Genomic DNA, 23,862 nt, shown 5'->3' on the forward strand with positions numbered 1-23,862 from the left:
GGAATACGTCAATGTCCTTTCTTCTTTCCTCGATCGCTGCGCTGTTGTTAATCGTGGGTCTCTCCAGGCCAACAATCGCTGGGCGCGATCATGACGAAATTCGCCGTCTGCGCAACGCCGGCGAAATCCTGTCTCTGGAAATCATCATCGCTAATCATCGCCGCCAGCACCCACATGGACAATTGCTGGAAGCCGAACTGGAGCTGGAAGAAGGTCGATATGTGTACGACCTGAAGTTTCTGAGCCAGAACGGTGTAGTGCAGGAATTCGAATACGATGCCCGCACGGGTGAGCTTTGGCATATCGAGCATGGTGAAGAGGACCATTAATCATGCGTCTGCTACTGGTCGAGGATGACGCGCGGTTGAGTGGACGTTTGCGCAGCGAGCTGGAACAGGCCGGATTTGCCGTGGACATCGTGGCGAACGGTGTGGACGCCGAATTCATGGGCGGCAGCGAACCCTACGATATAGCGGTGCTGGATCTGGGTCTGCCCGGACGCTCCGGTCTGGATGTGCTGCGCCACTGGCGGAAAGCGGGGAACCTCCTGCCGGTGCTGATCCTGACCGCCCGCGACGCCTGGCATGAAAAGGTCGATGGATTCAAGGCTGGCGCCGACGACTATCTGGGCAAGCCCTTTCATACCGAGGAATTGCTCGCTCGCCTGCAAGCGCTGCTGCGGCGCGGCGTCGCCCGACCGCATGGACCGCTGCGCGCCTCGGGCCTGGAACTGGATGAGGCGACGCAAACCGTGCGGATTCTCGCCACAGGCGAACGATTTGACTTGACCGGCGTCGAGTTTCGACTGTTGCGCTATTTTATGCGCCATCCCGGTCAAATTTTGTCCAAGATCCAATTGGTTGAGCATGTCTACGATTTCGATACGGAGCGCGACAGCAACGTACTGGAGGTCTACATTAACCGGCTACGGCGCAAGTTTGGCCGGGCACTGATCGAAACCCGACGCGGCCAGGGCTACATCTTCGGCGTTGATGCGACATGACCTCTTTGCAGGCGCGTCTGTCCGCCGGCCTGATTGTAGCGTTGGTCCTGTTGACCGTATTGGTGGTCGCGGTTGGCGGCTATTCCCTGCGGCGGTTGGCGGAAGATTTCGTAGCAACGCGTCTGGAACACGATCTGGAAACGCTGCTGGCGGCGCTGGAATTTGATTCGGCGGGCCGGCCACAACTGCCGGAGCAGCGCATCAGTCCCACTTTTCATCAACCTTTTTCAGGGCATTATTACCAGATTGAAACTTCCAGCGGCGAACTCTGCTCCCGTTCTCTTTGGGATGTCGATCTGACCTTACCGCCGCTGACCGCCGACCGAGTCACCCGCCGTTTTATCAGCGGCCCGCAAAACCAGGAACTGTTATTGATCGGGCGCGCTTTCCAGGTTCGGGATCAACCGGTGGCCATTGTCGTCGCCGAGGATTTTACCCCGGTGCGCCAGGGGATTCGCCGCCTGTTGTTGCAAGGCGCCGGCATCGCCTTGCTGGTCTTCAGCGCATTGTTGCTGTTCCAGCGGGTGATGGTGCGGCGCAGTCTGGCGCCGCTGGAACAATTAAGCCGGGAACTGCCCCGGCTGGCGCGGGGTGAAATTCCCCAATTGCCGGTCAATGCCCCTGACGAGGTACGGCCGTTAGTCATGGAACTGAATCGGTTGCTTACCCTGCTCGATCAGCGTCAGCGACGGTCCCGGAACGCCCTGGGCAATCTGGCGCACGCCCTGAAAACGCCTTTGACCGCCTTGACGCAACGAGCTGAGCACCCGCCATCGTCGAACGAAACCTCGTGGTGGGTGGAACTGTGCCAGAACATTCAACAGATTCGCCATCTCACGGAACGTGAACTCAAACGGGCGCGGATCGCCGGCGGCGGGACGCCAGGACAGCGGGTGTTATTGGAACGGGAAATTGACGACCTGGTCGACACCTTGCGCCGGATTCATTGCGACCGGAGTCTGCGGTTCGAAATCCGTATTCACCCAGGTAGCCAGTTTCCTGGTGATCGCGACGATCTGCTGGAGCTGCTGGGCAATCTGCTGGACAACGCCTGCCACTGGACGGCCCAAACGATCCGGCTGACGGTTGAGGTCAACACCGAACGTCTAACGCTATGTGTAGAAGATGATGGGCCAGGTTGCCCACCGGAGCAGTTGGCGTGGCTCCGCCAGCGCGGAGTCCGGATTGACGAATCCCGCGTCGGGCACGGGTTGGGGTTGGCCATCGTTGGGGATATCGTCGAGCAGTATGACGGAACGCTAACCTTGGGGCGTTCGGAGGCCTTGGGCGGTTTTCTCGCCGAGGCCGCGTTACCGCTGGCGGCTGCCTCCTCGACATTTTTCAGTTTGAATTAAGGTTTCGATTATATATTCGGGGCGCTGCTGACGATTTGCACCCAAACCAAAGGAGGTAGCGCCATGCTTCCACGCCTGAACCGGAGGTTAACCGGTCTTTCCTGCCTGATTTTACTGGCGCCGCTGGCTGGTCAGGCGGCGCCGCCCGCTGGCCGGCTGCTGGCTTCCCAATGCGCTCAGTGCCACGGTACGGATGGCCGGGCCGTCGGTGATATCGACAGTTTGCGCGGGGAAAGCGCCTGGGAACTTTATGAAGAAATGCTGGAAATGAAATACGGGAATGAATCCAACGACATCATGCATTACCAAGCCAGAGGCTACACCGAGGGGCAAATTCGTCTGATCGCTGACTACTATGCTAGCCTGAATGCGGGCGGTGGTGGAACCGGCGGCGAGGGCGAGCATGAGGAACATGGGGAGGAACACGATGATTGATCCGTATCTTTTTCTCTCATCCCTCTCGATTCCACGTCACTGAACCAGGAAGCGAAACGCCATGAATACCTTCTCTCGTCGCCACTTTCTGAAACTGGTCGGAACCTCCGCCGCGCTCGCCGCCACGCCAATGCTGTTGAAAGCGCAGACCGCCGCCAGTGGGCGGGTGGTTATCGTCGGCGGCGGTTTTGCCGGCGCCACCGCCGCCAAATACCTGCGCCACTGGAGCAGCGGCAACGTCGACGTCACGCTGGTGGACGCTAATCCAGAGCATGTTTCCTGCATTCTCAGCAATCTAGCGCTGAACGGCTCGCTGGGCTTGTCGCAGATTACTTTCAACTACGAAGCGCTACAGCAAAAATATGGTGTCACGGTGCTGAAAGGCCGGGCCGTGGGCGCCGGGAACGGTCAACTGCTTCTGGAAGATGGACGCAAGCTCGATTATGACCGCCTGATTCTGGCGCCTGGCATTGATTTCGCGCCGATTCCCGGTTTGGATATGGACCGGATTCCCCACGCTTGGCAGGCCGGTCCGCAAACCACGCTGCTCAAGAATCAGCTGAAGGATATGCCTCCAGGCGGGGTTTTTGTCCTCACCATCCCGCCGGCGCCCTATCGTTGCCCGCCGGGACCCTATGAGCGGGCCTGTCTGGTCGCGGATTATCTGAAGAGGAACAAACCAGGATCGAAGGTGATCGTGCTGGATGCGAATTCGAAAATCATCGCTGAAGAACACACCTTCAGGAAAGCGTTCGAGCAGACCCATGCGGGAATTATTGAATACCACCCCAATGTTCTTCTCAAAGAAGTTGATTCCACAAACCGCGTCGCTAAAACCAGCCAGGGAAACTTCAAGGCCAGCGTCCTGAATGTCTTACCACCCCAGAAAGCGGGCAAGATTGTGTTTAATCTGGGACTGACCGAAGGGAACTGGGCTCCGGTGAATCCGCTGACCTACGAATCTACGGCATCCGGGGCTGAAGGCATTCACATCATTGGCGATTCCCAGGGCACCAGTCAGCCTAAATCCGGCCATATCGCCAATTCCGAAGCCAAGGTTTGCGCGGATGCGATCCTGCGGGCGTTCGCTGGTGAAGCCCCCGATCCGGCGCCGACCACCAACTCGGCTTGCTACAGTCCCATCACTGCTAAAACCGCTTCCTGGCTAACGGCCGTCTTTGCCTATGATCCGGAAACCCGAGCTATGAAACCGGTTCCGGAAGCCTTCGGCGAAGCGCCGGACGCTACCAAGGAGAATTACGAAAAGATGTTCGACTGGGCCAGCAACCTGTTCGCCGATACGTTCGCCTGATCCGAAAATGCGTTGTTCTGGGGCGACGAAGGGTTGCAGGAGTCACAAGGACTCTTCCAGAAGATTTTCTAATCCATCATTCTTTCCATCGCAGCGCGCAGTTCGCCCTCCAGGACAACCGCCTTTTCGGAACGGGTGTCGACGATGACGAAGGTGACGTCAGCATCGGCGACCACCGTGTCAGTTCCCTTGAGGGTAATAAGTTGATACATGACGCAACTACGGTTACCGATGCTCTTCATGGACGTGTCGATTTGCAGAATTTCGCTCATGCCGGCGGCGCGGCGGTAGTTGATGTTGATGTTGACCGCCACGAAGGAATAATGCCCCCGTTCCAGAAGCTCCAGAGCGCCCCGGCTTTCCAGGAAACTCCAGCGGCCTTCCTCCAGGAATTCCAGATAGCGGGCGTTGTTAACATGACGAAACAGATCGAGATGATAGCCCCGCACTTTGATGTCGATGACGTTGCTCATGGCGGATGTTCCCTTGATGACGATGAAAGGCGTTTAGTGTAGGCAATTCGCCGTCTGTACGCAGGATCATTTCGGTCGCGGTATCATTTTCCAGCGGAGCAGGGGTTCCCGCGAACCGATTTTCAGCGAAGGAGAGGTCATGGAATTGCCGGTGATTCCTTTAACCCGCCGGACCTTTGCACCACCCTATGGCGATGTGATCGAAACCGAGGGCGTGGAGGTTATCCGATTAATAGGGGAGTGCGCCTTTCTAGCCAGCGGTCGCCAGGGATGCAGCCGAGGACTAGCACCGGCATAATGAGTGCCAGGATGCTGACTCGCAGCGCCGCCCACAGGTGTTTGAAGGTCGGGCGCTCGCTGCCCTTGGGCAGGTTCCAGCGCTTGCCAAAAATCGCGATCACCGCCATGCAGATCAGCGCGATCAACAAACCCGGCAGGATGCCGGCAGCGAACAGGCAGGCGATAGACACGCCCATGATCGAGCCGTAAATCACCATCAGCGTCGAGACGGAATGGTCGGGTCAATGATCGAGCCGGCGGCAGTAACCGCGCAGGCGAAAGAGGGCGTTTTTTGCGGACTGCCTTGAGGATGGATACGCCTCGATTGATTCATGCCTGTTTGAGCCGCTTCATCATCGGTGTGATCCATCCATGGGGCAGGTTACTGCGCCGTGGAAGTGGCGAATCCACTGTCGATGTTACTGAAGTCGCTACAACCTGCGTCATTGCAGGCTTTCGCTGAATACCAGTAAGTCGTTTCCTGGACAATATTAAAGTCATTCAGGCTGGTATTCTGCATCTGTCCAATCTGCGCGCCACCGCCACTCGATGAGGTGGAGCGATAGACTTGATAGTTGGTTGCTTCGGAAACGATATTCCAGGTCACACTGATCCGATCTGAAAAAAGACCATCGCTCGCGTTCAAACCGGTGGGCGCCGATGGAACCGTAACAGGTGGTGCGGGAGGAATCGCATCCCCAGCTTGCGCTTCACGGGTTCGCAATATTTCTGTGGCGGGAGTCAGGCAACCCAGGCTGCTATCAGCCGGATTGCAAGGCGCTTCAGCAATATCCGCATCGAACTGCAAGGACTGTTGCGCCACCGGATCGGTTTGGTCAGTCAAGTCGTTATTTGTAGTCTGGCGCAGGCTGGCAAGCAATAGAAAGGCTTTGATCAGAGGGGAGTCGCACGCGGTCGATGCCACGACGTTAGCAACGCCAGCGGCAGTGGCCGCTTTCTGGACGGCGCACAGGGTCTCAGCAGTGGCCAGGCTACCGTACCAGTACGCATTCACAAACAGACTGTTAAGCGAAAATAGCGGAGACGTTTCGGTTGTAGCGGGAGTCGATCCGGAAAGTGACGCGGAAGGGGTCAAGCGCGTTTTCTGCGCAAGAGATGCGGCGGATTCTGTTTTGAACAGATTGATAATCTCCTGAAGCGCCTGCAATACGCTGGACTGAATCGACACAGTGACAGGTTCCGCCTGTGGATTGTCATTCGAGTCCACAAATTCCACGGTAACCGTCATCTCGGTGAAAGCGCTGAAACGCGCTCGGGTCCCGGAGGAGTCCTGGTACCTAGCGGGAAGGCCATCGTCGCCCAGAATCAGATCGGTGGATACCCTGGCATCGGTGTCGGCCCAGTTGACTCCGCCGATCTGCAAGATCTGTCCGACCGTATCCTTGATCGTCAGCAACCCGGTTGCTTCCTTTGAAGTGGAGCTGGCGCCGGTGACAGCAATGGGATTGCTACGGTCGGTGATGGCCGCAATGGTGGCGATTTTCGCAGGCGTCGCGGTGGTTTTGGACACCACAAAGTTTTGATGCGGTTCCGACCAGCGCACATTGGTGGTCTGATTCACTTCGGGGAAATTGGCTAACTTGAACTGAGCGTCGAGGCCGGTAAGAAAACCTTCGCTGATGGTGGTGACTGCGAAATTAACATTAGCAAACTCCACGCCATCAGCGAAAGCGCGCAGGTTATGAGCGCCGTCGCCAATCTGGTACCAGGGGAATGTGAGTCCAAAGCCGTTATCGCTATCGCCGCACACGTCTTCGGTGTCGCCGCGCTTGGTGCCATACGCCGTCGGACGCAACGCCTCGCCGTCGATGCTGACTTCGACTTGCGACGCTTCGCACACCCAGCCTCGGATTAAACCGATGCCGCTTTCATAGGAGCCTTGGGTGGGTGACTCCAGATGCGCCCGGGGGTGGGAAGGGGGATTGGGATTATCGGGAATCGAAATGGAACGGACAAAGACAAAATTCTGGTGCGGTTCGGACCAACGGATTCTCGAAGAAACTCCGGCGCTGGGAAAATTCGCCAGCGGGTATTCGCCACTGAGACCGGTAAGAAAATCCTCGCTTAGCGCGACGACGGTGAAGTTGACGTCGGCGAATACCACCCCATCGGCGAAAGCGCGCAGATTATGGACGCCATCACCGATCTGGTACCATGGAAAAGTCAAGCCAAAACCATTGTTGGTGTCGCCGCACACAGCCTCGGTGTCGCCGCGCTTGGTGCCATACGCCGTCGGACGCAGCGCTTCGCCGTCGATACTGACTTCGACTTGCGTGGCGTTGCAGACCCACCCCCGGATCAGGCCAATGCCACTCTCAACAAAGGCTTCCGGCGAGGGTGATTCCAAATTGGCCTGCGCCTGAGCGCGCAGCGGAACACCGCAAAGAACCAGGGATAGTCCCGGCAGCAAGGACGAGAGGGCGACGAAAGATCGGGAAACCGCTTTATCGGACATAGCGAGGCGCTCCGCTTTAAGTCTGAAGATGCCGCAAGATGCGAGTGGAAACATGGAAAACCAAAACAGGAAGTAGAATTACCTAACGTCTTGCAAAACATAGTACATGCATAAAATAGGTCAAGTGCAATCGGCAATTGATGTGGACTAAACAGTCCATGTTGACACTTCTCAAAATTATTTCATCCTGGAGTCGCCATGCCTGCCCTGATCACGGTTCGCGCTCATGCTTTCAGTAATCCCGCTGCACTCGAAGCCATTATCAGCGAGCACGGTCTTGAAGACGCGCGCGTCGTGAAATCACCGCTTGGCCTGGTTACGCGCCAACGTCACTGCGCTGGCTCGACGGGCTGGCTTGCGCTGCTGGACTGAACACACTGTGGTACAAGGATGAAAACGAGCGCTTTGGACTGGGCAGGGACTAGTTTTGGAACGCGGGAATTTCGACATCGGCGCAGTGGAAGGGGTACGGGGCATCATCGCGCCTTCCGGGGAAATTGTCGCCGCCTATTCCATCAAGGGTGATGAATTGGCGATTGCCCGCTGCGATCTGAACTTGTGCGCGTCGTATAAAAACACCACGTTCAACTTCGCCCGTCATCGTCAGCCCCATGCTTATCGGCTGATCACCGAACGAGCCAGCGCGGTGATTAAGGTGTAAGAGGCTGTAAAAATAAGGTTCTTTGATAGTAGGTCGGGCATAAACGTAGCATTGCCCGACCTACGGATTGCTCCCCTCGCCCCTGCGGTGGTCAGAGACGCATATCCTCTTCTAATGCGCGTAATGGCGCCGCAGATAATGCTCCGTTGTTCCAGCAACAAACTCCGCGCCACAGGTCAGGCACGAGTAAGCATAGACCGCATAGGATTGCTCAGGACCCTGCCAGGAATAAGGAATAGGTCCGCATTCGACGCGGGTGCTTTGCTCAACATGTGGGCCGCAACAATTTGGACACTTTATCCCCACCTGAGTACGCGGCGCCGCTCGCCGATCCGCCCATTCATATTCATGCTGATGCTGCAAGATAGTATTCATGGCGCACCTCACTTGCTCTTCCTGCTTCCATAAGCACAAATCATTATAGCACAAATGGCCAAATTTACCTTATAAAAATACAGGGAAAACTAATGCGTCGGCGCATAACGCCGCTGCTCCAACCAGGACACGCCCCGAATTAGCAGTCCATAAACCAGAACCCAGGCCGTTACCAAAATAGTCTGGCCCGCCAGCGACCAATGCACCGCCAGCAGCGTCGAACCCGCGCAAGCCAGCATCAGCGCATATTCCGCCAGCACGGTGCGGCGATGTCCCCAACCCAACAACACCAGACGTTGGTAATAATGACTTCGGTGCGCCTGCCAAACCTTCTCGCCCCTTAGTAAACGTCTCACTAAGGTGACTGTAGCGTCCACAATGAAAGGGGAGAATACAAGTAGTAACGCCCAGAAGGGGAATAGTCCTTCTCGCTGGCCCCAAAGACCGCAGGCCGCGGCCAGGAAGCCCAGTATTGTGGAACCGATGTCGCCCAGGAAAATCCGGGCCGGGGGAAAATTAAAAACTAGGAAACCGGCGTTGGTTGCCGCTACGATCAAACAAACCGAGGAAAATCCGGCATCCGCCCGTCCCAGCCAGGCCAGCGCGGAAAATCCGATGACCGCCATGCCGCCAGCGAAACCATCCATGCCATCCATGAAGTTGTAGAGGTTGATCATCCACACCACGAATAAAGCCGTCAGAATCACGGCGATCCACTCGGGGAGTGGCCATGATCCGCCAAGCAGGCGCAACCACCGTGGAGCCAGATCAAGTAAAACCAGACTGAGGGCGGCCCAGACATGAACCGTGAGACGCCAGCCCACGGCGATTCCCTGTTGGTCATCGAACCAGGCGACGGCAATTAATGGCAACAGTCCAGGCAACAGCGCGATCAGTAGAGGATGGGTAGCTGGAACGAAGAACGCCAGCAGGAAGCCGCCAGTCAACCCACCTACCAGAACCGCTATGCCGCCAGTCCTGGGGGTTGGACGCTGGTGCAGGGAACGGTCATTGGGATGATCAAGCCATTGCCAGCGGGCAGTAGGCCGGGAGAGCAGAAACGTCAGCGCCAACGCGGTCACAAAAGCCGCCAACGTAGTCAGGATGTTCATTTCAATAAGAAAAATAAGATATTATTGATAGGAGCTAGGGGTCAGGAACTGAAAATTGTAACATTGTGTTCAGCCATCCAGGCTCCTGTTAATCAGGCTGCGCCTTTCATTACTTCCGCCATGAGAATTCCCATGCTCGAACTGCTCCGCTACGACTACGGCATTTACGCGCTCGATGCCGCTTACATTCGCCCCCAACTGGCCGCTATTCACTTCATCGTCGAAAATGACCAGGTAGCGATTGTCGACACTGCAAGCTATACCTCCCTGCCCCGAGTTCTGGACGCACTTCAGTTCCTGGGACTGACGCCAGCGAATGTAGCCTATGTGTTTCTGACTCACATTCATCTCGACCACGCTGGTGGCGCTGGGGTCATGATGCAAGCCTTTCCGGAAGCGCGCCTCGTGGTCCATCCTCGCGGGGCTGCGCACATGGCCGATCCAACCAAATTGTTCGCCGCGGTGGGCGCAGTGTATGGTCCAGAGGCAGCCCGCCGTCTATACGGCGATCCAACCCCGGTCGCCGCCGAACGGATCATCGCCGCCAGCGATGGCGATACCCTCGACTTGGCGGGGCGCGCCCTGACATGCCTCGATACGCCGGGTCACGCGCGTCATCATCTGTGTCTCCGCGATACCCGAAGCGGTGGTATTTTCACTGGCGACATCTTCGGCATGTCCTTCCGTGAACTGGATGTAGAGGGTCGGCCATCGGTCGTGCCGACTACGTCCCCGACCCAGTTCGATCCCCCTGTCATGCATGCGTCCGTCGACCGAATTTTAAGCTATCAGCCGGAGGCTGTCTTTATGACGCATTTCGCTCGGGTTGGCGATGTGCAGCGCCTGGGCGCCGATCTGCACCGGCTGATTGACGCGCATGTCGCCGTGGCCGAACGGGAGCGCGATAGCGGTCCGGGGCGGGAAGCGCGCATCGTGGAAGGATTATGGACATTAATGGACGCTGAAGCGGCGCGGCAAGGGTGGCGGCTGGCGCCTGAGCAATGGCGCGAGGTGTTGCGCTCGGATATCGAGATCAACGCCCAAGGGTTACATTATTGGTTGGATCATGCTGCACCCGTAAGTTGACGCCTCCAGACCGCGATCTCGCGGATATGCTCGGGCGTGGTTCGACAACAACCGCCGATCAGTCGCGCGCCATTGGCATACCAGCTGCGCGCTTCAGCGCTGAAAGTCGCGCAGGTTGCAGAACCGCTCCAGCCACGCTGCTCGATGTTATAAATCTCCCCGGAATTGGGATAGACCACGATGGGTTTAGCTGTTGCTCCCTGGATCGCCGTAATGAGCGTCGGGATGTAGCGGGGCGCGGTGCAATTCACGCCGATGGCGACCGCTTGCGGGATTCGATCGAGCCAGGCGGCGCAATCCGCCAGGGGTTCGCCATGACAGATATGCAACTCATCGCATGCGCTGAAGCTGAACCAGGCGCAAGCGTCGGGAAATTCTGCAAGAAGTCGTGCCAACGCCTGGGCTTCCGTGAAACAAGGCAGGGTTTCGCAGGCCAGCAGATCGGGACCGGCTTCCAGCAGGGCCGCCAACCGTGGACGATGGAAGTCCATTAGCTCAATCTCGGTCAGCCCATAGTCGCCCCGATATTCGGAACCATCGGCCAGGAAAGCGCCATAAGGCCCGACCGAGGCCGCGATCAGTGGCTGGGGCCGATCCCTCCGATTCGCCGGGTCACACCAGAAAGCATCACGCGCCTCGATGGCCAGTCGCACTGATCGTTGTATCAGTTCCAGTGCCGTCTCGCGCGGCAACCCGCGTTGCATGAAGCCTTCTACGGTAGCTTGGTAGCTGGCGGTGATAACGCAATCAGCGCCCGCCTGAAAATAATCCAGATGGACCTGATAGATCAATTCCGGGTTTTCCAACAACACCTTTGCGGACCACAAAGGATCGCACAAGTCGCAACCGCGTCGCTCCAGTTCCGTAGCCAATGCGCCGTCCAGGATGAGAACAGGATATTGCGCAAGGAGAGGGGACAGAGGATTGATATGTAGCGGGATTTTCATGGGATTTAATTTGCTTTTCTGCGCAGCGCATCAGCGTCTGAACTCTTGTTCGATTCTCTCGATTTTTGACAAGAGGCTAATCCCGCCTCAGGCGAGCCGCTTGACCTCGTAAATCCCGCCAATCACCACATACTCGTCTTCGCTCTTGAGCATTCCCGGCAACATCCTGTTGTAGAAAAATATTTTGGATAAAGGCACTCGCGTCTGTAACAAATGGTCACCGAACTCCTCAGCCCGCTCCCGGCGGACGCTGAAGGAACTCAGGTTATTCAGCAGCACGACCATGCGGCGGCGATCAAGCTGCGCTAGCACTTGGTCATCGCTGAAACGGTTGAAGCCGCGATACAGGTTCAGATGCGTCAATTCCGGTTGGGAACAGTGAAGCTCATATTGGCAGTAGGTGTATAAGAGATCCAATTGGGCTTCGAGGGCGTTGGTGCTGTATAAGCCGTGACTGCGTGCTTCCTGAAAATGTAGATAAGCCTCCTGGGTGCGATCATCCAGCAATCCTCCATGATAGCGGGTCAACAGGCCGAACCGGGATTCCACCCAGCCTTTCAGAACCGCGCCTTCCCGGCAATCGGGATCGAAGGCCCACCCCCGCACCATACGCAGATAATCGGCTCGTCCGCGCAACTTGGGACGCCCGGGACTTAAGCCGACCTCCTCCAACGCCTCCAGTCGGAAATACACCGTCATGTAATCCATGAACTGGCGCGCCCGCTCCGTTGGGTCCGCCAAGGGCTCTAGCAACTGGAACAACAGGCGATGCAATTCCGCCACGCCATCGAGCAACAAGGGCGCTGGATGCTGTTGAAAAGTCAGCCCTCCTAACACCGCTGCGGGCAAGTTACAGCGGTTGATGGGAAGACAAGCGCTCCGTGGCAGGCGAATTCCAGCTTCCAGCGCCACGCTGGAATTGTCGTTAATCCTACAAGTCGCTGTGTTTGTCATCTATGCCACCCGTCGTTCAGACCGTAGCTAATAAATAAAATTTAATAAACAGTGAGTTAATTTTTAGTCATCCTTGGCACGGCGCTTGAACCAGGGATAGTTAAAGCAAGGTTCATTAATTTAGCGACCGGAGAGAAATACCATGGCGATGATACGTCAATGCGCAATTTACGGAAAAGGCGGTATCGGCAAGTCCACGACGACACAGAATTTGGTAGCGGGACTGGCCGCCGTTGGCAAGAAAGTCATGATCGTAGGTTGCGATCCTAAAGCCGACTCCACCCGATTGATGCTGCACGCAAAAGCCCAGAGCACGATTATGCAGATGGCAGCGGACGCAGGCACAGTTGAAGATTTGGAATTAGATGATGTTTTGAAAGTCGGTTATGGCGGCGTTCGTTGTGTCGAATCCGGTGGTCCGGAACCGGGCGTAGGTTGCGCCGGACGCGGCGTCATCACCGCGATCAACTTCCTGGAAGAGGAAGGCGCCTACGACGAAGAACTCGACTTTGTGTTCTATGACGTGTTGGGCGACGTGGTGTGCGGTGGGTTCGCCATGCCGATTCGTGAGAACAAGGCCCAGGAAATCTACATCGTGGTGTCCGGCGAGATGATGGCGATGTATGCAGCTAATAACATCGCCAAAGGTATTTGCAAATACGCCACTTCCGGTAGCGTACGGCTGGCTGGCCTGATCTGTAACTCGCGCAAGACCGACCGCGAAGCGGAACTCATTGAGGCGTTGGCCGAACGGCTGGGCACCCAGATGATTCATTTCGTGCCGCGCGACAATGTGGTGCAGCGCGCCGAAATTCGCCGCATGACCGTCATCGAGTATGACCCCAACTGCAAGCAGGCGGACGAATATCGTGAACTGGCCCAAAAAATCGTTGATAACAAAAAATTGGTGATTCCCACTCCGTTGACCATGGACGAACTGGAAGATCTGTTATTGGAGTTCGGCATTCTCGATGAAGAAGACGAATCGATTGTCGGCAAAACTGCGGCTGACGAAGCGCTGTGCGCCGCCTGAACCAACACATTAACCCTCTCTCCTCTCCACAGAGGGAGGGCGTTAGAACCGATGCGAGGAATTGATCATGACTATGAACCGCCAGGAAACTGAACAATTAATTCAGGAAGTATTGGAAGTTTACCCGGAAGCCACCGGTAAGCAACGCGCCAAACATCTGATGGCGAATGATCCATCTCTGGAAAAATCCAACAAGTGTATCGTCGCTAATAAGAAAGCCTTGCCGGGCGTTATGACTGCGCGCGGTTGCGCCTACGCCGGCGCTAAGGGCGTCGTGTGGGGACCGGTTAAAGATGTGCTGAATATCTCTCATGGACCGGTCGGTTGCGGTCAGTTTTCCCGGGCCGGTCGCCGCAATTATGTAACCGGTTATAGCGGGATCAACGTCTTCAACGATATGAACTTCACCTCCGATTTTCAGGAAAAGGATGTGGTGTTCGGCGGCGATAAAAAGCTGGCCAAGATCATCAGCGAACTCGACACCCTGTTCCCGCTCGCGAAAGGCGTGACCATTCAATCGGAATGCCCCATTGGTTTGATTGGCGATGATATCGAAGCGGTCGCTAAGAAGTCGGCTAAAGAGATTGGTAAGGCCGTCGTGCCAGTGCGCTGCGAAGGGTTCCGGGGCGTTTCTCAATCCCTGGGTCACCATGTCGCTAACGACTCGCTGCGCGACTGGGTGTTGCATAACCGGGACAAACAGGAAGGTTTTGAGTCCACTCCCTACGATGTCGCAATCACTGGCGATTACAATATCGGCGGCGATGCTTGGAGTTCGCGCGTTCTGCTGGAGGAAATCGGGCTGCGCGTCATCGCTCAATGGTCGGGGGATGGCTCGATCCCAGAGATGGAAAACACGCGTCACGCCAAGCTGAATCTGCTGCACTGCTACCGCTCGATGAACTACATCAGCCGGCACATGGAAGAGAAGTACGGGATGCCCTGGATGGAATATAACTTCTTCGGCCCCACCAAGATTGCGGAAAGCCTACGTAAGATCGCCGCCTTCTTTGACGATACGATCAAGGAGAACGCTGAACGGGTGATTGCTAAATACCAGCCGGCCATGGACGCTATCATCGCTAAGTATCGGCCCCGGCTGGAGGGCAAGCGGGTCTTGCTGTTCGTCGGTGGGCTGCGTCCACGCCATGTCATCGGCGCTTATGAGGATTTGGGAATGGAAGTCATCGGCGCCGGCTACGAGTTTGCTCACAACGACGATTATGACCGCACCTTCAAGGAAGTGCAGGATGGCGCGCTGATTTATGACGACGCGACCAGCTTTGAGCTGGAATCCTTTGTAGAGCGATTGAAGCCGGATCTGATCGGCTCTGGCATCAAGGAAAAGTATGTCTTTCACAAGATGGGCATCCCGTTCCGGCAGATGCACTCCTGGGATTACTCCGGCCCCTATCACGGCTATGACGGTTTCGCCATTTTTGCCCGTGATATGGACATGACGATCAATAACCCTTGCTGGAAGAAGTTGCAAGCGCCTTGGCAACGTGCCAGCACACCCGTGCTGCAAGCCATCGCCTGATCAGCCTGGTCTAAACGAGGAAGGTATCATGCAAGACGTTGAAGCGATCAATCCTGGTTATCCGCTGTTTAACAGTGATGAATACCAACAGGCATTCGCCCGCAAGCATGTGTTCGAAGAAGCCCCTCCCACGCAAAAACTGGAAGAGGTTTTTCAGTGGACGACCACTGAGGCTTATAAGGAACTAAATTTCCAGCGTGAGGCGCTGACCATCAACCCGGCCAAGGCGTGTCAACCGCTCGGGGCTGTGTTGTGTGCGCTGGGCTTTTACAAGACCCTGCCTTACGTTCACGGCTCCCAAGGTTGCGTGGCCTACTTCCGGACTTACTTTAACCGGCATTTCCGTGAACCGGTCGCCGCGGTCTCCGACTCGATGACCGAGGATGCGGCGGTGTTCGGCGGACAGAAAAATATGTTCGAGGGGCTGGAAAATTCCATGACCCTCTATAAACCGGAAATGATTGCAGTTTCCACAACCTGTATGGCGGAAGTGATCGGCGATGATTTGAACGCCTTCATTAACAACGCCAAGAAGGACGGGCGGGTGCCCATGGAGTTCCCCACGCCGTTCGCCCATACCCCCAGCTTCGTCGGCAGCCACACCACCGGCTGGGACAACATGCTGGAAGGTATCCTGCGTTACTTCACTCTCAACGAGATGGAGGGCAAGACGGTTGGATCCAACGGCAAGCTCAACATCGTAACTGGCTTCGAGACCTACTTGGGCAACTACCGCGTCATCAAGCGGATGCTGAAGGAAATGGACGTCGAGTACACCATGCTGTGCGATCCCGAGGAGATTCTCGACACCCCGACCGACGGTGAATTCCGCATGTACGCGGGCGGCACAACGATTGCCGAAATCAAGGATGCGCCCAATGCGATCGACACCTTGTTGTTGCAACCGTGGCATTTAACCAAGACCAAGAAGTTTGTGCAGGAGACCTGGAAGCAACCGGCGAACGCCATTGACATCCCGATGGGTTTAACGGGAACCGATGAATTTCTGATGAAAGTCTCCGAGTTAACTGGCAAGCCCATCCCCGAGTCGTTGGCCTTGGAGCGGGGCCGGTTGGTGGACATGATGACCGACTCGCATTCCTGGTTGCACGGCAAGCGCTTCTCGGTCTTCGGCGATCCTGATTTTGTGTTGGGGTTGTGCGAGTTTCTCATGGAATTAGGCGCCGAACCCTTGCATGTGCTGTGTCACAACGGCAGCAAGCGTTGGACCAAGGAAATGACCAAGCGGCTCAAGGACTCGCCTTATGGTCAAAGCGCCGAAGTCCATTTTGGCAAGGATCTCTGGCATTTGCGTTCACTGGTGTTCGCGGACAAGCCTGATTTCCTGATCGGCAATTCCTATGGCAAGTTCATTCAGCGCGACACCTTGCACAAAGGCAAGGAATTTGAAGTGCCGCTGATTCGCCTGGGATTCCCGTTGTTTGATCGTCATCACCTGCACCGGGACACCACGCTGGGCTACGAAGGCGCGATGTATATCCTCAAGGCGTTGGTGAATGCAGTGATGGAGAAACTCGATCAGGACACCATGACGATGGGCGAAACCGACTATGCCTTCGACTTGATTCGTTGACCCGCAGGTGGACGGACATTCAGCCGGTTTAACGGGCAGGAAGTCCGTCCCACCGTTCACAGGAGATGCAGTCATGCCCAATGTGATGTTGCGAAATAATGCAGCCGGTCAGTTGGTGTTTTATATCACCAAAAAGGATCATGAAGAGACCGTCGTGGCGCTGGAACATTCCGGCCCCGATGCTTGGGGCGGAGAAATGCAACTGGCCGATGGCTCGCGCTTTTATCTTGAACCGTTCGCGCAGCCGCCCAAGTTACCCTTAACCGTCAGAGTGAAGCGGCTATGACCGTCGCCGACTCACTGCCGCGTTGCATCGCGCTGCGCATTGCCTTGGCAGCGCGACGATTGCCCGACACCAGTTCTGGCCGGTTGCTCAGCATCCTGCTGACCGCGCTGGACGAACCCTTGACCGAGGACAAGCTTAACGGTCTGACAGTCAAGGATCTCAAAATGGCCGCCGATGGCGCGTTACGGGAAGTCGATGGCGCGCTGTTGCGCCAGGCGTTGAGTGATCTGAAAGGTGAGAACGAGGTCGATGAGGCGGCGGAAATCCCACAGCCTCAGCCTTATCGTGAGGGCGATATACCGCATTCGATCCGGGTTGCTTGCGCCTCGAATGGCGGCGAGCGCCTGGACGGTCATTTCGGTTCCTGCGCGCGGTTTCTGATCTATCAGGTTTCAGCGACCGAGACACGCTTGATTGCGGTGCGGTCTGCTTCCAACGTCGCCCGACTCAGTATCGATCACAGCGCGGATCGCGTAGCGTTGATCGCGGATTGCGATCTGTTATGTGTGTTGTCGATCGGTGGTCCTGCCGCCGCCCGAGTGGTCAACAGCGGCGTTCATCCGATCAAGCGCGCATGGCCCGGTCAGGCGCAGCCGGTGCTGGATGAATTGCAAGCCGTACTGGCTGGCGATCCGCCGCCCTGGCTGGCTCGGATTATTGGCCGCGCCTCGACCGTTCAATCCCCGGTTGAGATTGAGGAGGCGTCATGATCACCTCGCGCCAACTGAACGACATCGCCCAGTGGGCGTCAACGCACGGTGTTGATTACGCGGCACTCAGTCACTTGCGCCAAGTGTACCCCAACCTGTATTTCACGGATTGTCTGGACGACGACATTAATGATGCAGAACCGGTGCTGCAAGGCGAAGGCGTCAATGTGTATCTGGTCGATAGCCGTCAGCACTGTTTGCACCTGACCGATGATCCTCAGATTGCGACCGGGGTCGTGCTCGCGGTGACGACGGAATGTGTAGATTCCTGATTGAAAAAATTTTTAACTCAGTGAGGTAATAATCATGGCCAAGATTGGTTTGTTCTACGCCACCGATACCGGCAACACCCGCAAGATCGCCAAAAAGATCAGGAAGCAGTTTGCCGAAGATGAAATTGAGCTGTTCGATGTAGCAAAGACTACTCCCGAAGCAATGTTGGATTGCGAAGCTCTGATTGTTGGCATGCCCACTTTGGGCGATGGCGAATTGCCTGAACCCTTGGCGGAGTTCCTGGGGAAGGTGGAGGCCAGCCATCTGGAAGGAAAACCGATTGCTTTGTTCGGATTGGGGGACCAGGTCGGCTATCCCACTGAATTCGTCGATGCGCTGGGCATCACCTACAAAAAGCTCAAGAAACTGGGCGCCCGTTTTATCGGGAGTTGGTCGGCGGAAGGCTACGAGTTCGAGAAATCGAAGGCGTTACGCGACGGCGAATTCGTAGGGCTGGTTCTCGACCAGGACAATCAGGCGGATCTAACGGATGAACGGCTGGAGGAATGGCTGGAGTTGGTGAAGCCAGAGTTGCTGGGCGAAGCCGTAGCAAGTTAATTGTGGCAGGTGAATTGGGCGGTTGGACGGTAACCCGCGCTGAAAACCGCTGGTGCAAAATTCTCCCCCGACCCCCTTTCAAAGGGGAAGGCGCGTACTTAACCTTTAACTTTTGGCCTTTAATCTCATGAAAGCTAGCGATCTTGCCGCCTTACGCGACGAACCGGCTTGTGCGCATAATCAGCAAGCCGCTAAATCCGGTTGCGCCCGCCCTGTACCCGGTGCGGCGGCTGGGGGATGCGCTTTTGACGGCGCGCAGATCGCCCTGCTGCCGATTGCCGATGTCGCCCATATCGTGCATGGGCCCATCGCTTGCGCTGGCAATTCCTGGGATAACCGGGGGACGCGCTCCAGCGGTCCAACCTTGTTCAAATTGGGTATGACCACCGATTTGAATGAGCAGGACGTGATTATGGGCCGGGGCGAAAAACGCCTGTTTCACGGCATTAAGCAAGCCATTGATCAGTATTCTCCAGCGGCAGTGTTTGTTTATAGCACCTGCGTAACTGCTTTGATCGGCGATGATTTGGGCGCGGTTTGCAAGGCCGCGACTGAACGCTGGGGAGTGCCGGTCATTCCCATCGATTCCGCTGGTTTCTATGGCAGCAAGAATCTGGGTAACCGTATCGCCGGTGAAGCGATGGTGAAGTATGTGGTGGGCGGACGCGAGCCGGAACCGCCGCCGGTTGATCCGGCCCGGCCTGCGCTGAAAGTCCATGATATTAATCTGATCGGCGAGTACAACATTGCCGGCGAGTTGTGGAACACCTTACCACTGTTCGATGAGTTGGGCTTGCGCGTGCTGTGCTCCCTGTCCGGCGACGCCCGGTTCCGGGAAATTCAGACCATGCATCGCGCCGAAGTCAACATGGTGGTCTGTTCGCGCGCCATGCTCAACGTTGCTCGCAAATTAAAGGAGCGCTATGGCGCGCCCTGGTTTGAAGGCAGTTTCTACGGCGCTCAGGAAGTTTCCAACAGTCTGCACCAGTTTGCCGAATTACTGAACGATGCTGACTTGCGCCAACGCACCGAAACGCTGATTGAGCGTGAGGAAGCACGCATTGACGCCGAGTTGGCGCCCTGGCGGGAGCGGTTGCGCGGCAAGCGCGCCCTGCTCTATACCGGCGGCGTGAAATCCTGGTCGATTGTTTCTGCTTTACAGGAGTTAGGGGTCACCGTAGTAGCAACCGGGACTAAGAAGTCGACTGAGGAGGACAAGGCGCGCATTCGCGAACTGATGGGCGCGGAAGCGCACCTGATCGAAGATGGCAATCCTCGCGGTTTGCTCGACTTGGCTCGCACCTATCAAGCCGACATTCTAGTGGCTGGTGGCCGTAATTTATACACGGCCCTCAAGGCGCGCCTGCCTTTCCTGGACATCAATCAGGAACGAGAACACGGCTATGCCGGTTATCAGGGCTTGGTCACGTTGGCCCGGGAGTTGACCCGCTCGCTGGAAAGCCCGATCTGGGACGCCGTGCGCCGACCCGCGCCCTGGAATGTCCTCCCCTCGTCCGGTCGGAAAATCGCGGCAAGTGAGGGCGGCAATGTCTGCGAACTGGAGAAAGCGCATGGCTGAGATCATCCGTTGCAGTAAACCGTTGTCGGTCAGTCCATTGAAAACCAGCCAACCGCTGGGCGCAAGTCTGGCGATCCTGGGACTGAATCGAGCCATTCCCTTGCTGCATGGCGCGCAGGGTTGCACCGCCTTTGCCAAGGTGTTCCTGGTGCGGCATTTCCGTGAACCGATTCCGCTGCAAACCAGCGCCCTGGACCCGATCAGCACCATTATGGGCGCTGACGACAACCTGCTGGATGGCTTGCGCACGGTTTGTGAAAAACATCGGCCCGCTGCGGTCGGATTGCTGACGACGGGTCTGACCGAAGCGCAAGGCACGGATATTCAGCGTGTGCTGAAAACATTCCGGGAGCGTCATCCGGAATTTCAGGCGGTTCGCATCGTTGCCGTTAACACCCCTGATTTCAACGGCTCTCTAGAAAGCGGTTTCGCCGCAGCGGTAAAAACGATGATTGCCGAATGGACGCCGGAATTAGCGGTGACCCGGATCAAGCGCAGAAGATCTGATCATAGTCTTCGGCAAATTAACGTCCTGTGTGGGGCTTCGTTGACGCCGGGCGATCTGGAGGCTCTGCGCGAGTTGATTGAGCATTTCGATCTACACCCGGTGCTGATTCCCGATCTCTCCGACTCCCTGGATGGGCATCTCGATGTGGAGGATTACCATCCACTGACGACTGGCGGCACGCCACTGGCCGCTTTCACCAGTTTGAGCGATGCGGCTGCAACCTTGGTGATCGGCGCTTCGTTGTATCCAGCGGCTGACTTGTTGCAGGAGCGCACCGGCGTACCGACGCATCGCTTCCCGCACTTGTTTGGGTTGGATGCGACTGACCAGCTGGTGATGACGCTGGCGGGGATTACAGGGCAGTCAGTGCCGGCGCCGGTAGCCCGCCAGCGCGCTCAGTTGCAGGACGCCATGCTGGATACTCATTTTTTACTAGGCCAAGCGCGGATAGCAATCGCTGCAGAATCCGATTTATTACATGGTTTCAGCCAATTGTTGGCGGATATGGGCGCTGAGGTGGTTGCTGCGATCGCGCCAGCCGCAGCGCCGATGCTCTCTCAATTACCGCTAGCGCAGGTCCACATTGGCGATTTGGCGGATTTGGAGCGTCTGGCCGATGAACGCGAAGCCGAACTGCTGATTGGTAGTTCCCATGTCGCTGAAATCGCTCAACGACTGGAATTGCCGTTATTACGCGCAGGTTATCCGCTCCACGATCAATTTGGCGGTTATCAGCGTGCGTGGATCGGTTATCGAGGCGCTCGCCAGGCGCTGTTTGACTTGGCCAACGCGCTGCTGGCCCATGCTGAACATGCCGTAGCGCCTTATCACTCGATTTACTCACTCAAGTCTGACGAACGATGGGAGACGTGCTATGGCGCTGCTCAGGCATCTGCGGATTCTGGCTGGCGGCAGCACTGAGGAGCCGAGTATGCGTCTCATGATTAAGGCTGCGTTCGCGACCAGCGACCGCCAACGAGTTAACCAGCATTTCGGCGCGGCCAGTGGCATTTTGATTTACACCGTGACCCCTGATCAGGCGACGATGGTGGAATTCGCTCAATTTGGGGCGCTCGACCGCGATGGTCATGAGGACAAGCTCGCCGCCAAACTGGCGATGTTGCGCGGCTGCGCCGTGATCTACTGCGAAGCCGTAGGCGGTTCCGCCATCCAGCAATTATTGACGCTGGGCGTCCAGCCGCTCCGCGTGGATTCGGGCGCGTCCATCACCTCCCTGCTCGCTGATCTGCAAGCGGCTCTCAAAGGCGACCGGCCCGCTTGGCTGGATCGCGCGATTACCCGGCAAAACAAGATTGATAGCCCGGTTGAGGCGCGTTTCGCCGCGATGGAAGCCGAAGGTTGGCAGGATTGAAAACGATAATGGTTCTTTTCATTGCCCGGTCCGACGGCGCGTCCGTGCCGGGCTTATTAAAGTAAGCGAGGTAGCATGTTATGGGCGCAGAACCCAATATCACCGGCGTCACCCGGGGCGGCACGTCCTGGATTCCTCAATTCGTCACTGAGCTGGATGAAAGTAAATGTATCGGCTGCGGGCGTTGCTTTAAGGTGTGTCCGCGCGATGTGTTGACGATCGTGCAGCGGGCGATTGATGATGTCGATTTGGACGATGACGATGATGACGATGATGATGACGATAGCGACAATTCTTTTATGACGCTCTCCAACGCCATGGACTGTATCGGCTGCGAGGCTTGCTCGCGGGTTTGCCCTAAAGCCTGCTTTACGCATTCTGCATTGCCGTTGGCTGCGTGAAGTAGTCGCCACGGGGACATCGTCGGTTCCCGTAGATTGTCCATCGTTCAGGGCGCTGACTGGGAGCAGCGTGAATCGTTAACCGGCGGCGCACTGGCGATGAAAGAGAAATTTCGCACGGAGATCGACGATGAAAATCAGCGCCAGAAATCAGTTCAAAGGCCGAGCAACGGTTCTGCATATTGGCCAAATCAACGCTGATGTCAGTGTCGATATCGGCGGCGGGGATCGCATAACCGCCTCGATTACCAGAAAAAGTCTGTTAGTTTTTGTATAGCCTTCAAGAGACTTTTCGTACAGCTTCTAAGCGGTCAATTGAATGAAGGGTTCTAATTGGGGAGTGATCGCTGAGAAGATCTGGCGAGCGAGTCGGTGCGCCGGTGTGTCTTCATTGCGCTGAGATGAACCCGGTTGTTCTGTGGTCGGTTGCCGGGAATCTTCATTGCGCTGGGTTAGGCCGCCTTGCCCCGTGGTCGATTGGCGACTCAATTCTACTCGCGCGTTTGCAGCCATCTGACTAGCCTTGGCGGCAACAGCGCGATCCTGGCCGGAAGGATCGGCGGGCGCCATGGCGGCTGCCTGGATGGTTCGGGCTTTTTGCAGGGTTTCTTCAGGCGTCTTGCCCGGCGAAGTGTCGATATTCACATGACCGCCAATAGCATAGTTTTGCCCGTCCGGACCGCGTTGATAAGTATAGCGAGGCCCGCCTTGAGCTAAACCACCGCTGGCCGCCAGGTGCGCCATTTCATGTTGACGCACTTGCCGGTCGCGCTGCTTCAATTCGCGCACCATCGCCAGTTCTGCTTCATTCAACTGGTTTGGGGCTTTGGATGATTTAGACGTCCCGGTCTCCGCATTTTCCTTGTCCACCTCAACATTGTTCTTGCTGTTCACATCGTTGGCAGATAAGGATTTGTCACTGTTTTCTTGTGGGCCGCATGACGATTCGCCCCCGCTGCAACGAACCAGTGGAATGTAGGAAGAATCGCTGGAGTTGATGCTGCCAATCATTGCCATTTCTCGAATTTAAAGTTTCATTCATTCATGCTCAATAACTGCTTGAGAATAATACTAGTCTGCTCTTGTTATTTTAGTATAGACAATCGCAGCTCAATGAAATTTCCATTTTCGGGAGACTGGCCGATTCAATTTTCAATCTGGTAGCATGAGCATTATTTTTCTTGCGACCTTCGGGAGCCTGCACCGTGTCAAAATCCAAGCGAATCTACCGAATAGTTCCTCCCGAGGAACGGCATCATCTGATTGCAGAGGCCGCTTATTTCCGCGCCGAAAACCGGGGGTTTCAGGGAGGATCTCCTGTCCAGGACTGGTTGGAGGCGGAGCGCGAAATCGATCAACTACTCTCTCAACCCCCGCCGCCGCGAGGCGCACTGGTGTTTCTGGCAGGTAAGCAACGGCGGCATCCTCTGCTTGCGCCGGCATCCGATGAATCCAATCGATCCGAAGAGGTCGCCATGAGAGAAATTGAGTAAAATTCGCAGAGGACTGTCAGTTTGCGAATCGCGTCTGCGGTATAGAG

General features: G+C 56.4%; 27 protein-coding genes and 2 pseudogenes. 21 read left to right on the plus strand and 8 right to left on the minus strand.

Annotated features, from left to right (window positions below):
- Positions 1-41: 41 nt before the first annotated feature.
- The 5 genes from H6973_19705 to H6973_19725 all read left to right on the plus strand — a co-directional run bounded on the left by H6973_19705 (position 42) and on the right by H6973_19725 (position 4,105).
- Complete coding sequence (locus H6973_19705; protein MCP5127752.1) at positions 42-329, plus strand: peptidase; 288 nt, start codon at positions 42-44, stop codon at positions 327-329.
- A gap of 2 nt (positions 330-331) precedes the next feature.
- Positions 332-1,003, plus strand: coding sequence for a response regulator transcription factor (locus H6973_19710; GenBank protein ID MCP5127753.1), 672 nt, complete (start codon positions 332-334; stop codon positions 1,001-1,003).
- Entirely contained in the window at positions 1,000-2,358 is a 1,359-nt protein-coding gene (locus H6973_19715; GenBank protein ID MCP5127754.1) for a sensor histidine kinase, read from the plus strand. The genes H6973_19710 and H6973_19715 overlap by 4 nt, the downstream gene beginning before the upstream one ends.
- A gap of 63 nt (positions 2,359-2,421) precedes the next feature.
- Entirely contained in the window at positions 2,422-2,793 is a 372-nt protein-coding gene (locus H6973_19720) for a cytochrome C (protein ID MCP5127755.1), read from the plus strand.
- 61 nt (positions 2,794-2,854) lie between these two features.
- The gene (locus H6973_19725; GenBank protein ID MCP5127756.1) at positions 2,855-4,105 is read left to right on the plus strand and encodes an FAD-dependent oxidoreductase; all 1,251 of its coding nucleotides are present in this window, start codon (positions 2,855-2,857) and stop codon (positions 4,103-4,105) included.
- Positions 4,106-4,173: 68 nt separating this feature from the next.
- Here H6973_19725 and H6973_19730 read toward each other — a convergent pair whose 3' ends face one another.
- The 3 genes and pseudogenes from H6973_19730 to H6973_19740 all read right to left on the minus strand — a co-directional run bounded on the left by H6973_19730 (position 4,174) and on the right by H6973_19740 (position 7,333).
- A complete protein-coding gene (locus tag H6973_19730) occupies positions 4,174-4,578 on the minus strand; it encodes an acyl-CoA thioesterase (protein ID MCP5127757.1) in 405 nt (134 codons plus the stop codon).
- Between the two features lie 221 nt (positions 4,579-4,799).
- A pseudogene (locus H6973_19735) lies at positions 4,800-5,227 on the minus strand (TRAP transporter large permease subunit).
- A gap of 12 nt (positions 5,228-5,239) precedes the next feature.
- Positions 5,240-7,333, minus strand: a complete 2,094-nt coding sequence (locus tag H6973_19740; GenBank protein MCP5127758.1) for a fibronectin type III domain-containing protein — start codon at positions 7,331-7,333, stop codon at positions 5,240-5,242.
- A 198-nt stretch (positions 7,334-7,531) separates the two neighbouring features.
- On the opposite strand from H6973_19740, the gene H6973_19745 reads away from it, so the two are divergent.
- Both H6973_19745 and H6973_19750 read left to right on the plus strand, forming a co-directional pair.
- Positions 7,532-7,705, plus strand: coding sequence for a hypothetical protein (locus tag H6973_19745; protein MCP5127759.1), 174 nt, complete (start codon positions 7,532-7,534; stop codon positions 7,703-7,705).
- A gap of 103 nt (positions 7,706-7,808) precedes the next feature.
- A pseudogene (locus H6973_19750) lies at positions 7,809-7,994 on the plus strand (N-carbamoyl-D-amino-acid hydrolase).
- Between the two features lie 111 nt (positions 7,995-8,105).
- On the opposite strand, the gene H6973_19755 reads toward H6973_19750, so the two are convergent.
- Complete coding sequence (locus H6973_19755) at positions 8,106-8,369, minus strand: hypothetical protein (protein MCP5127760.1); 264 nt, start codon at positions 8,367-8,369, stop codon at positions 8,106-8,108.
- Positions 8,370-8,458: 89 nt separating this feature from the next.
- Positions 8,459-9,481 carry a glycosyltransferase family 4 protein gene (locus H6973_19760; GenBank protein ID MCP5127761.1) on the minus strand — a complete coding sequence of 341 codons (1,023 nt, stop codon included), beginning with the start codon at positions 9,479-9,481 and terminating at the stop codon, positions 8,459-8,461.
- A 132-nt stretch (positions 9,482-9,613) separates the two neighbouring features.
- Between H6973_19760 and H6973_19765 the strand changes: the two genes are divergently transcribed.
- Complete coding sequence (locus H6973_19765; GenBank protein MCP5127762.1) at positions 9,614-10,567, plus strand: MBL fold metallo-hydrolase; 954 nt, start codon at positions 9,614-9,616, stop codon at positions 10,565-10,567.
- On the opposite strand, the gene mmuM is transcribed toward H6973_19765, so the two are convergent.
- Positions 10,546-11,496, minus strand: a complete 951-nt coding sequence (gene mmuM / locus H6973_19770) for a homocysteine S-methyltransferase (GenBank protein MCP5127763.1) — start codon at positions 11,494-11,496, stop codon at positions 10,546-10,548. The genes H6973_19765 and mmuM overlap by 22 nt on opposite strands.
- Before the next feature lie 105 nt (positions 11,497-11,601).
- On the minus strand, positions 11,602-12,468 hold the full coding sequence (locus tag H6973_19775) for an NAD(+)--dinitrogen-reductase ADP-D-ribosyltransferase (GenBank protein ID MCP5127764.1): 867 nt from the start codon (positions 12,466-12,468) through the stop codon (positions 11,602-11,604).
- A gap of 142 nt (positions 12,469-12,610) precedes the next feature.
- Here H6973_19775 and nifH point away from each other — a divergent pair, with 142 nt between their 5' ends.
- The 12 genes from nifH (at position 12,611) to H6973_19835 (ending at position 22,599) form a co-directional block, all read left to right on the plus strand.
- Positions 12,611-13,501: a nitrogenase iron protein gene (gene nifH / locus H6973_19780; protein ID MCP5127765.1), complete on the plus strand. Its 891-nt coding sequence runs from the start codon at positions 12,611-12,613 to the stop codon at positions 13,499-13,501.
- Positions 13,502-13,568: 67 nt separating this feature from the next.
- Positions 13,569-15,041, plus strand: coding sequence for a nitrogenase molybdenum-iron protein alpha chain (nifD, locus tag H6973_19785; GenBank protein ID MCP5127766.1), 1,473 nt, complete (start codon positions 13,569-13,571; stop codon positions 15,039-15,041).
- A gap of 28 nt (positions 15,042-15,069) precedes the next feature.
- Entirely contained in the window at positions 15,070-16,635 is a 1,566-nt protein-coding gene (gene nifK, locus H6973_19790; GenBank protein MCP5127767.1) for a nitrogenase molybdenum-iron protein subunit beta, read from the plus strand.
- Between the two features lie 73 nt (positions 16,636-16,708).
- Positions 16,709-16,921 (plus strand): putative nitrogen fixation protein NifT, encoded by a 213-nt coding sequence (gene nifT / locus H6973_19795; GenBank protein ID MCP5127768.1) that lies wholly within the window; start codon positions 16,709-16,711, stop codon positions 16,919-16,921.
- Positions 16,918-17,631, plus strand: a complete 714-nt coding sequence (locus H6973_19800) for a dinitrogenase iron-molybdenum cofactor biosynthesis protein (protein MCP5127769.1) — start codon at positions 16,918-16,920, stop codon at positions 17,629-17,631. Before nifT ends, H6973_19800 begins: the two co-directional genes overlap by 4 nt.
- On the plus strand, positions 17,628-17,903 hold the full coding sequence (locus H6973_19805; protein MCP5127770.1) for a hypothetical protein: 276 nt from the start codon (positions 17,628-17,630) through the stop codon (positions 17,901-17,903). Before H6973_19800 ends, H6973_19805 begins: the two co-directional genes overlap by 4 nt.
- A gap of 34 nt (positions 17,904-17,937) precedes the next feature.
- Positions 17,938-18,462 carry a flavodoxin gene (locus H6973_19810; GenBank protein MCP5127771.1) on the plus strand — a complete coding sequence of 175 codons (525 nt, stop codon included), beginning with the start codon at positions 17,938-17,940 and terminating at the stop codon, positions 18,460-18,462.
- A 127-nt stretch (positions 18,463-18,589) separates the two neighbouring features.
- The gene (nifE, locus tag H6973_19815) at positions 18,590-20,041 is read left to right on the plus strand and encodes a nitrogenase iron-molybdenum cofactor biosynthesis protein NifE (GenBank protein MCP5127772.1); all 1,452 of its coding nucleotides are present in this window, start codon (positions 18,590-18,592) and stop codon (positions 20,039-20,041) included.
- Positions 20,034-21,470, plus strand: a complete 1,437-nt coding sequence (nifN, locus tag H6973_19820; GenBank protein MCP5127773.1) for a nitrogenase iron-molybdenum cofactor biosynthesis protein NifN — start codon at positions 20,034-20,036, stop codon at positions 21,468-21,470. Before nifE ends, nifN begins: the two co-directional genes overlap by 8 nt.
- Positions 21,424-21,921, plus strand: coding sequence for a nitrogen fixation protein NifX (locus H6973_19825; GenBank protein ID MCP5127774.1), 498 nt, complete (start codon positions 21,424-21,426; stop codon positions 21,919-21,921). Before nifN ends, H6973_19825 begins: the two co-directional genes overlap by 47 nt.
- Positions 21,922-22,001: 80 nt before the next feature.
- The gene (gene fdxB / locus H6973_19830; protein MCP5127775.1) at positions 22,002-22,322 is read left to right on the plus strand and encodes a ferredoxin III, nif-specific; all 321 of its coding nucleotides are present in this window, start codon (positions 22,002-22,004) and stop codon (positions 22,320-22,322) included.
- A 130-nt stretch (positions 22,323-22,452) separates the two neighbouring features.
- Positions 22,453-22,599, plus strand: a complete 147-nt coding sequence (locus H6973_19835) for a TOBE domain-containing protein (protein MCP5127776.1) — start codon at positions 22,453-22,455, stop codon at positions 22,597-22,599.
- 26 nt (positions 22,600-22,625) lie between these two features.
- Here the strand turns inward: H6973_19835 and H6973_19840 are convergent, their stop codons facing one another.
- The gene (locus H6973_19840; protein ID MCP5127777.1) at positions 22,626-23,333 is read right to left on the minus strand and encodes a hypothetical protein; all 708 of its coding nucleotides are present in this window, start codon (positions 23,331-23,333) and stop codon (positions 22,626-22,628) included.
- Between the two features lie 170 nt (positions 23,334-23,503).
- Between H6973_19840 and H6973_19845 the strand changes: the two genes are divergently transcribed.
- Entirely contained in the window at positions 23,504-23,815 is a 312-nt protein-coding gene (locus H6973_19845) for a DUF2934 domain-containing protein (protein ID MCP5127778.1), read from the plus strand.
- The last annotated feature ends 47 nt before the right edge of the window (positions 23,816-23,862 follow it).

The organism is Gammaproteobacteria bacterium (assembly GCA_024235095.1).
Taxonomy (GTDB): Bacteria; Pseudomonadota; Gammaproteobacteria; order Competibacterales; family Competibacteraceae; genus UBA2383.

Bases quoted from the DNA above. Each gene is read 5' to 3' on its own strand.
- H6973_19755 (MCP5127760.1), bottom strand. From the start codon at position 8,369: ATGAATACTATCTTGCAGCATCAGCATGAATATGAATGGGCGGATCGG.
- H6973_19720 (MCP5127755.1), top strand. From the start codon at position 2,422: ATGCTTCCACGCCTGAACCGGAGGTTAACCGGTCTTTCCTGCCTGATT.
- H6973_19725 (MCP5127756.1), top strand. From the start codon at position 2,855: ATGAATACCTTCTCTCGTCGCCACTTTCTGAAACTGGTCGGAACCTCC.
- H6973_19810 (MCP5127771.1), top strand. From the start codon at position 17,938: ATGGCCAAGATTGGTTTGTTCTACGCCACCGATACCGGCAACACCCGC.
- nifH (MCP5127765.1), top strand. From the start codon at position 12,611: ATGGCGATGATACGTCAATGCGCAATTTACGGAAAAGGCGGTATCGGC.
- H6973_19840 (MCP5127777.1), bottom strand. From the start codon at position 23,333: ATGATTGGCAGCATCAACTCCAGCGATTCTTCCTACATTCCACTGGTT.
- H6973_19805 (MCP5127770.1), top strand. From the start codon at position 17,628: ATGATCACCTCGCGCCAACTGAACGACATCGCCCAGTGGGCGTCAACG.
- nifT (MCP5127768.1), top strand. From the start codon at position 16,709: ATGCCCAATGTGATGTTGCGAAATAATGCAGCCGGTCAGTTGGTGTTT.
- H6973_19715 (MCP5127754.1), top strand. From the start codon at position 1,000: ATGACCTCTTTGCAGGCGCGTCTGTCCGCCGGCCTGATTGTAGCGTTG.
- H6973_19825 (MCP5127774.1), top strand. From the start codon at position 21,424: ATGGCGCTGCTCAGGCATCTGCGGATTCTGGCTGGCGGCAGCACTGAG.
- fdxB (MCP5127775.1), top strand. From the start codon at position 22,002: ATGGGCGCAGAACCCAATATCACCGGCGTCACCCGGGGCGGCACGTCC.
- H6973_19710 (MCP5127753.1), top strand. From the start codon at position 332: ATGCGTCTGCTACTGGTCGAGGATGACGCGCGGTTGAGTGGACGTTTG.
- H6973_19745 (MCP5127759.1), top strand. From the start codon at position 7,532: ATGCCTGCCCTGATCACGGTTCGCGCTCATGCTTTCAGTAATCCCGCT.
- H6973_19835 (MCP5127776.1), top strand. From the start codon at position 22,453: ATGAAAATCAGCGCCAGAAATCAGTTCAAAGGCCGAGCAACGGTTCTG.
- nifD (MCP5127766.1), top strand. From the start codon at position 13,569: ATGACTATGAACCGCCAGGAAACTGAACAATTAATTCAGGAAGTATTG.
- nifE (MCP5127772.1), top strand. From the start codon at position 18,590: ATGAAAGCTAGCGATCTTGCCGCCTTACGCGACGAACCGGCTTGTGCG.
- nifK (MCP5127767.1), top strand. From the start codon at position 15,070: ATGCAAGACGTTGAAGCGATCAATCCTGGTTATCCGCTGTTTAACAGT.
- nifN (MCP5127773.1), top strand. From the start codon at position 20,034: ATGGCTGAGATCATCCGTTGCAGTAAACCGTTGTCGGTCAGTCCATTG.
- H6973_19730 (MCP5127757.1), bottom strand. From the start codon at position 4,578: ATGAGCAACGTCATCGACATCAAAGTGCGGGGCTATCATCTCGATCTG.
- H6973_19765 (MCP5127762.1), top strand. From the start codon at position 9,614: ATGCTCGAACTGCTCCGCTACGACTACGGCATTTACGCGCTCGATGCC.
- H6973_19775 (MCP5127764.1), bottom strand. From the start codon at position 12,468: ATGACAAACACAGCGACTTGTAGGATTAACGACAATTCCAGCGTGGCG.
- H6973_19800 (MCP5127769.1), top strand. From the start codon at position 16,918: ATGACCGTCGCCGACTCACTGCCGCGTTGCATCGCGCTGCGCATTGCC.
- H6973_19740 (MCP5127758.1), bottom strand. From the start codon at position 7,333: ATGTCCGATAAAGCGGTTTCCCGATCTTTCGTCGCCCTCTCGTCCTTG.
- H6973_19760 (MCP5127761.1), bottom strand. From the start codon at position 9,481: ATGAACATCCTGACTACGTTGGCGGCTTTTGTGACCGCGTTGGCGCTG.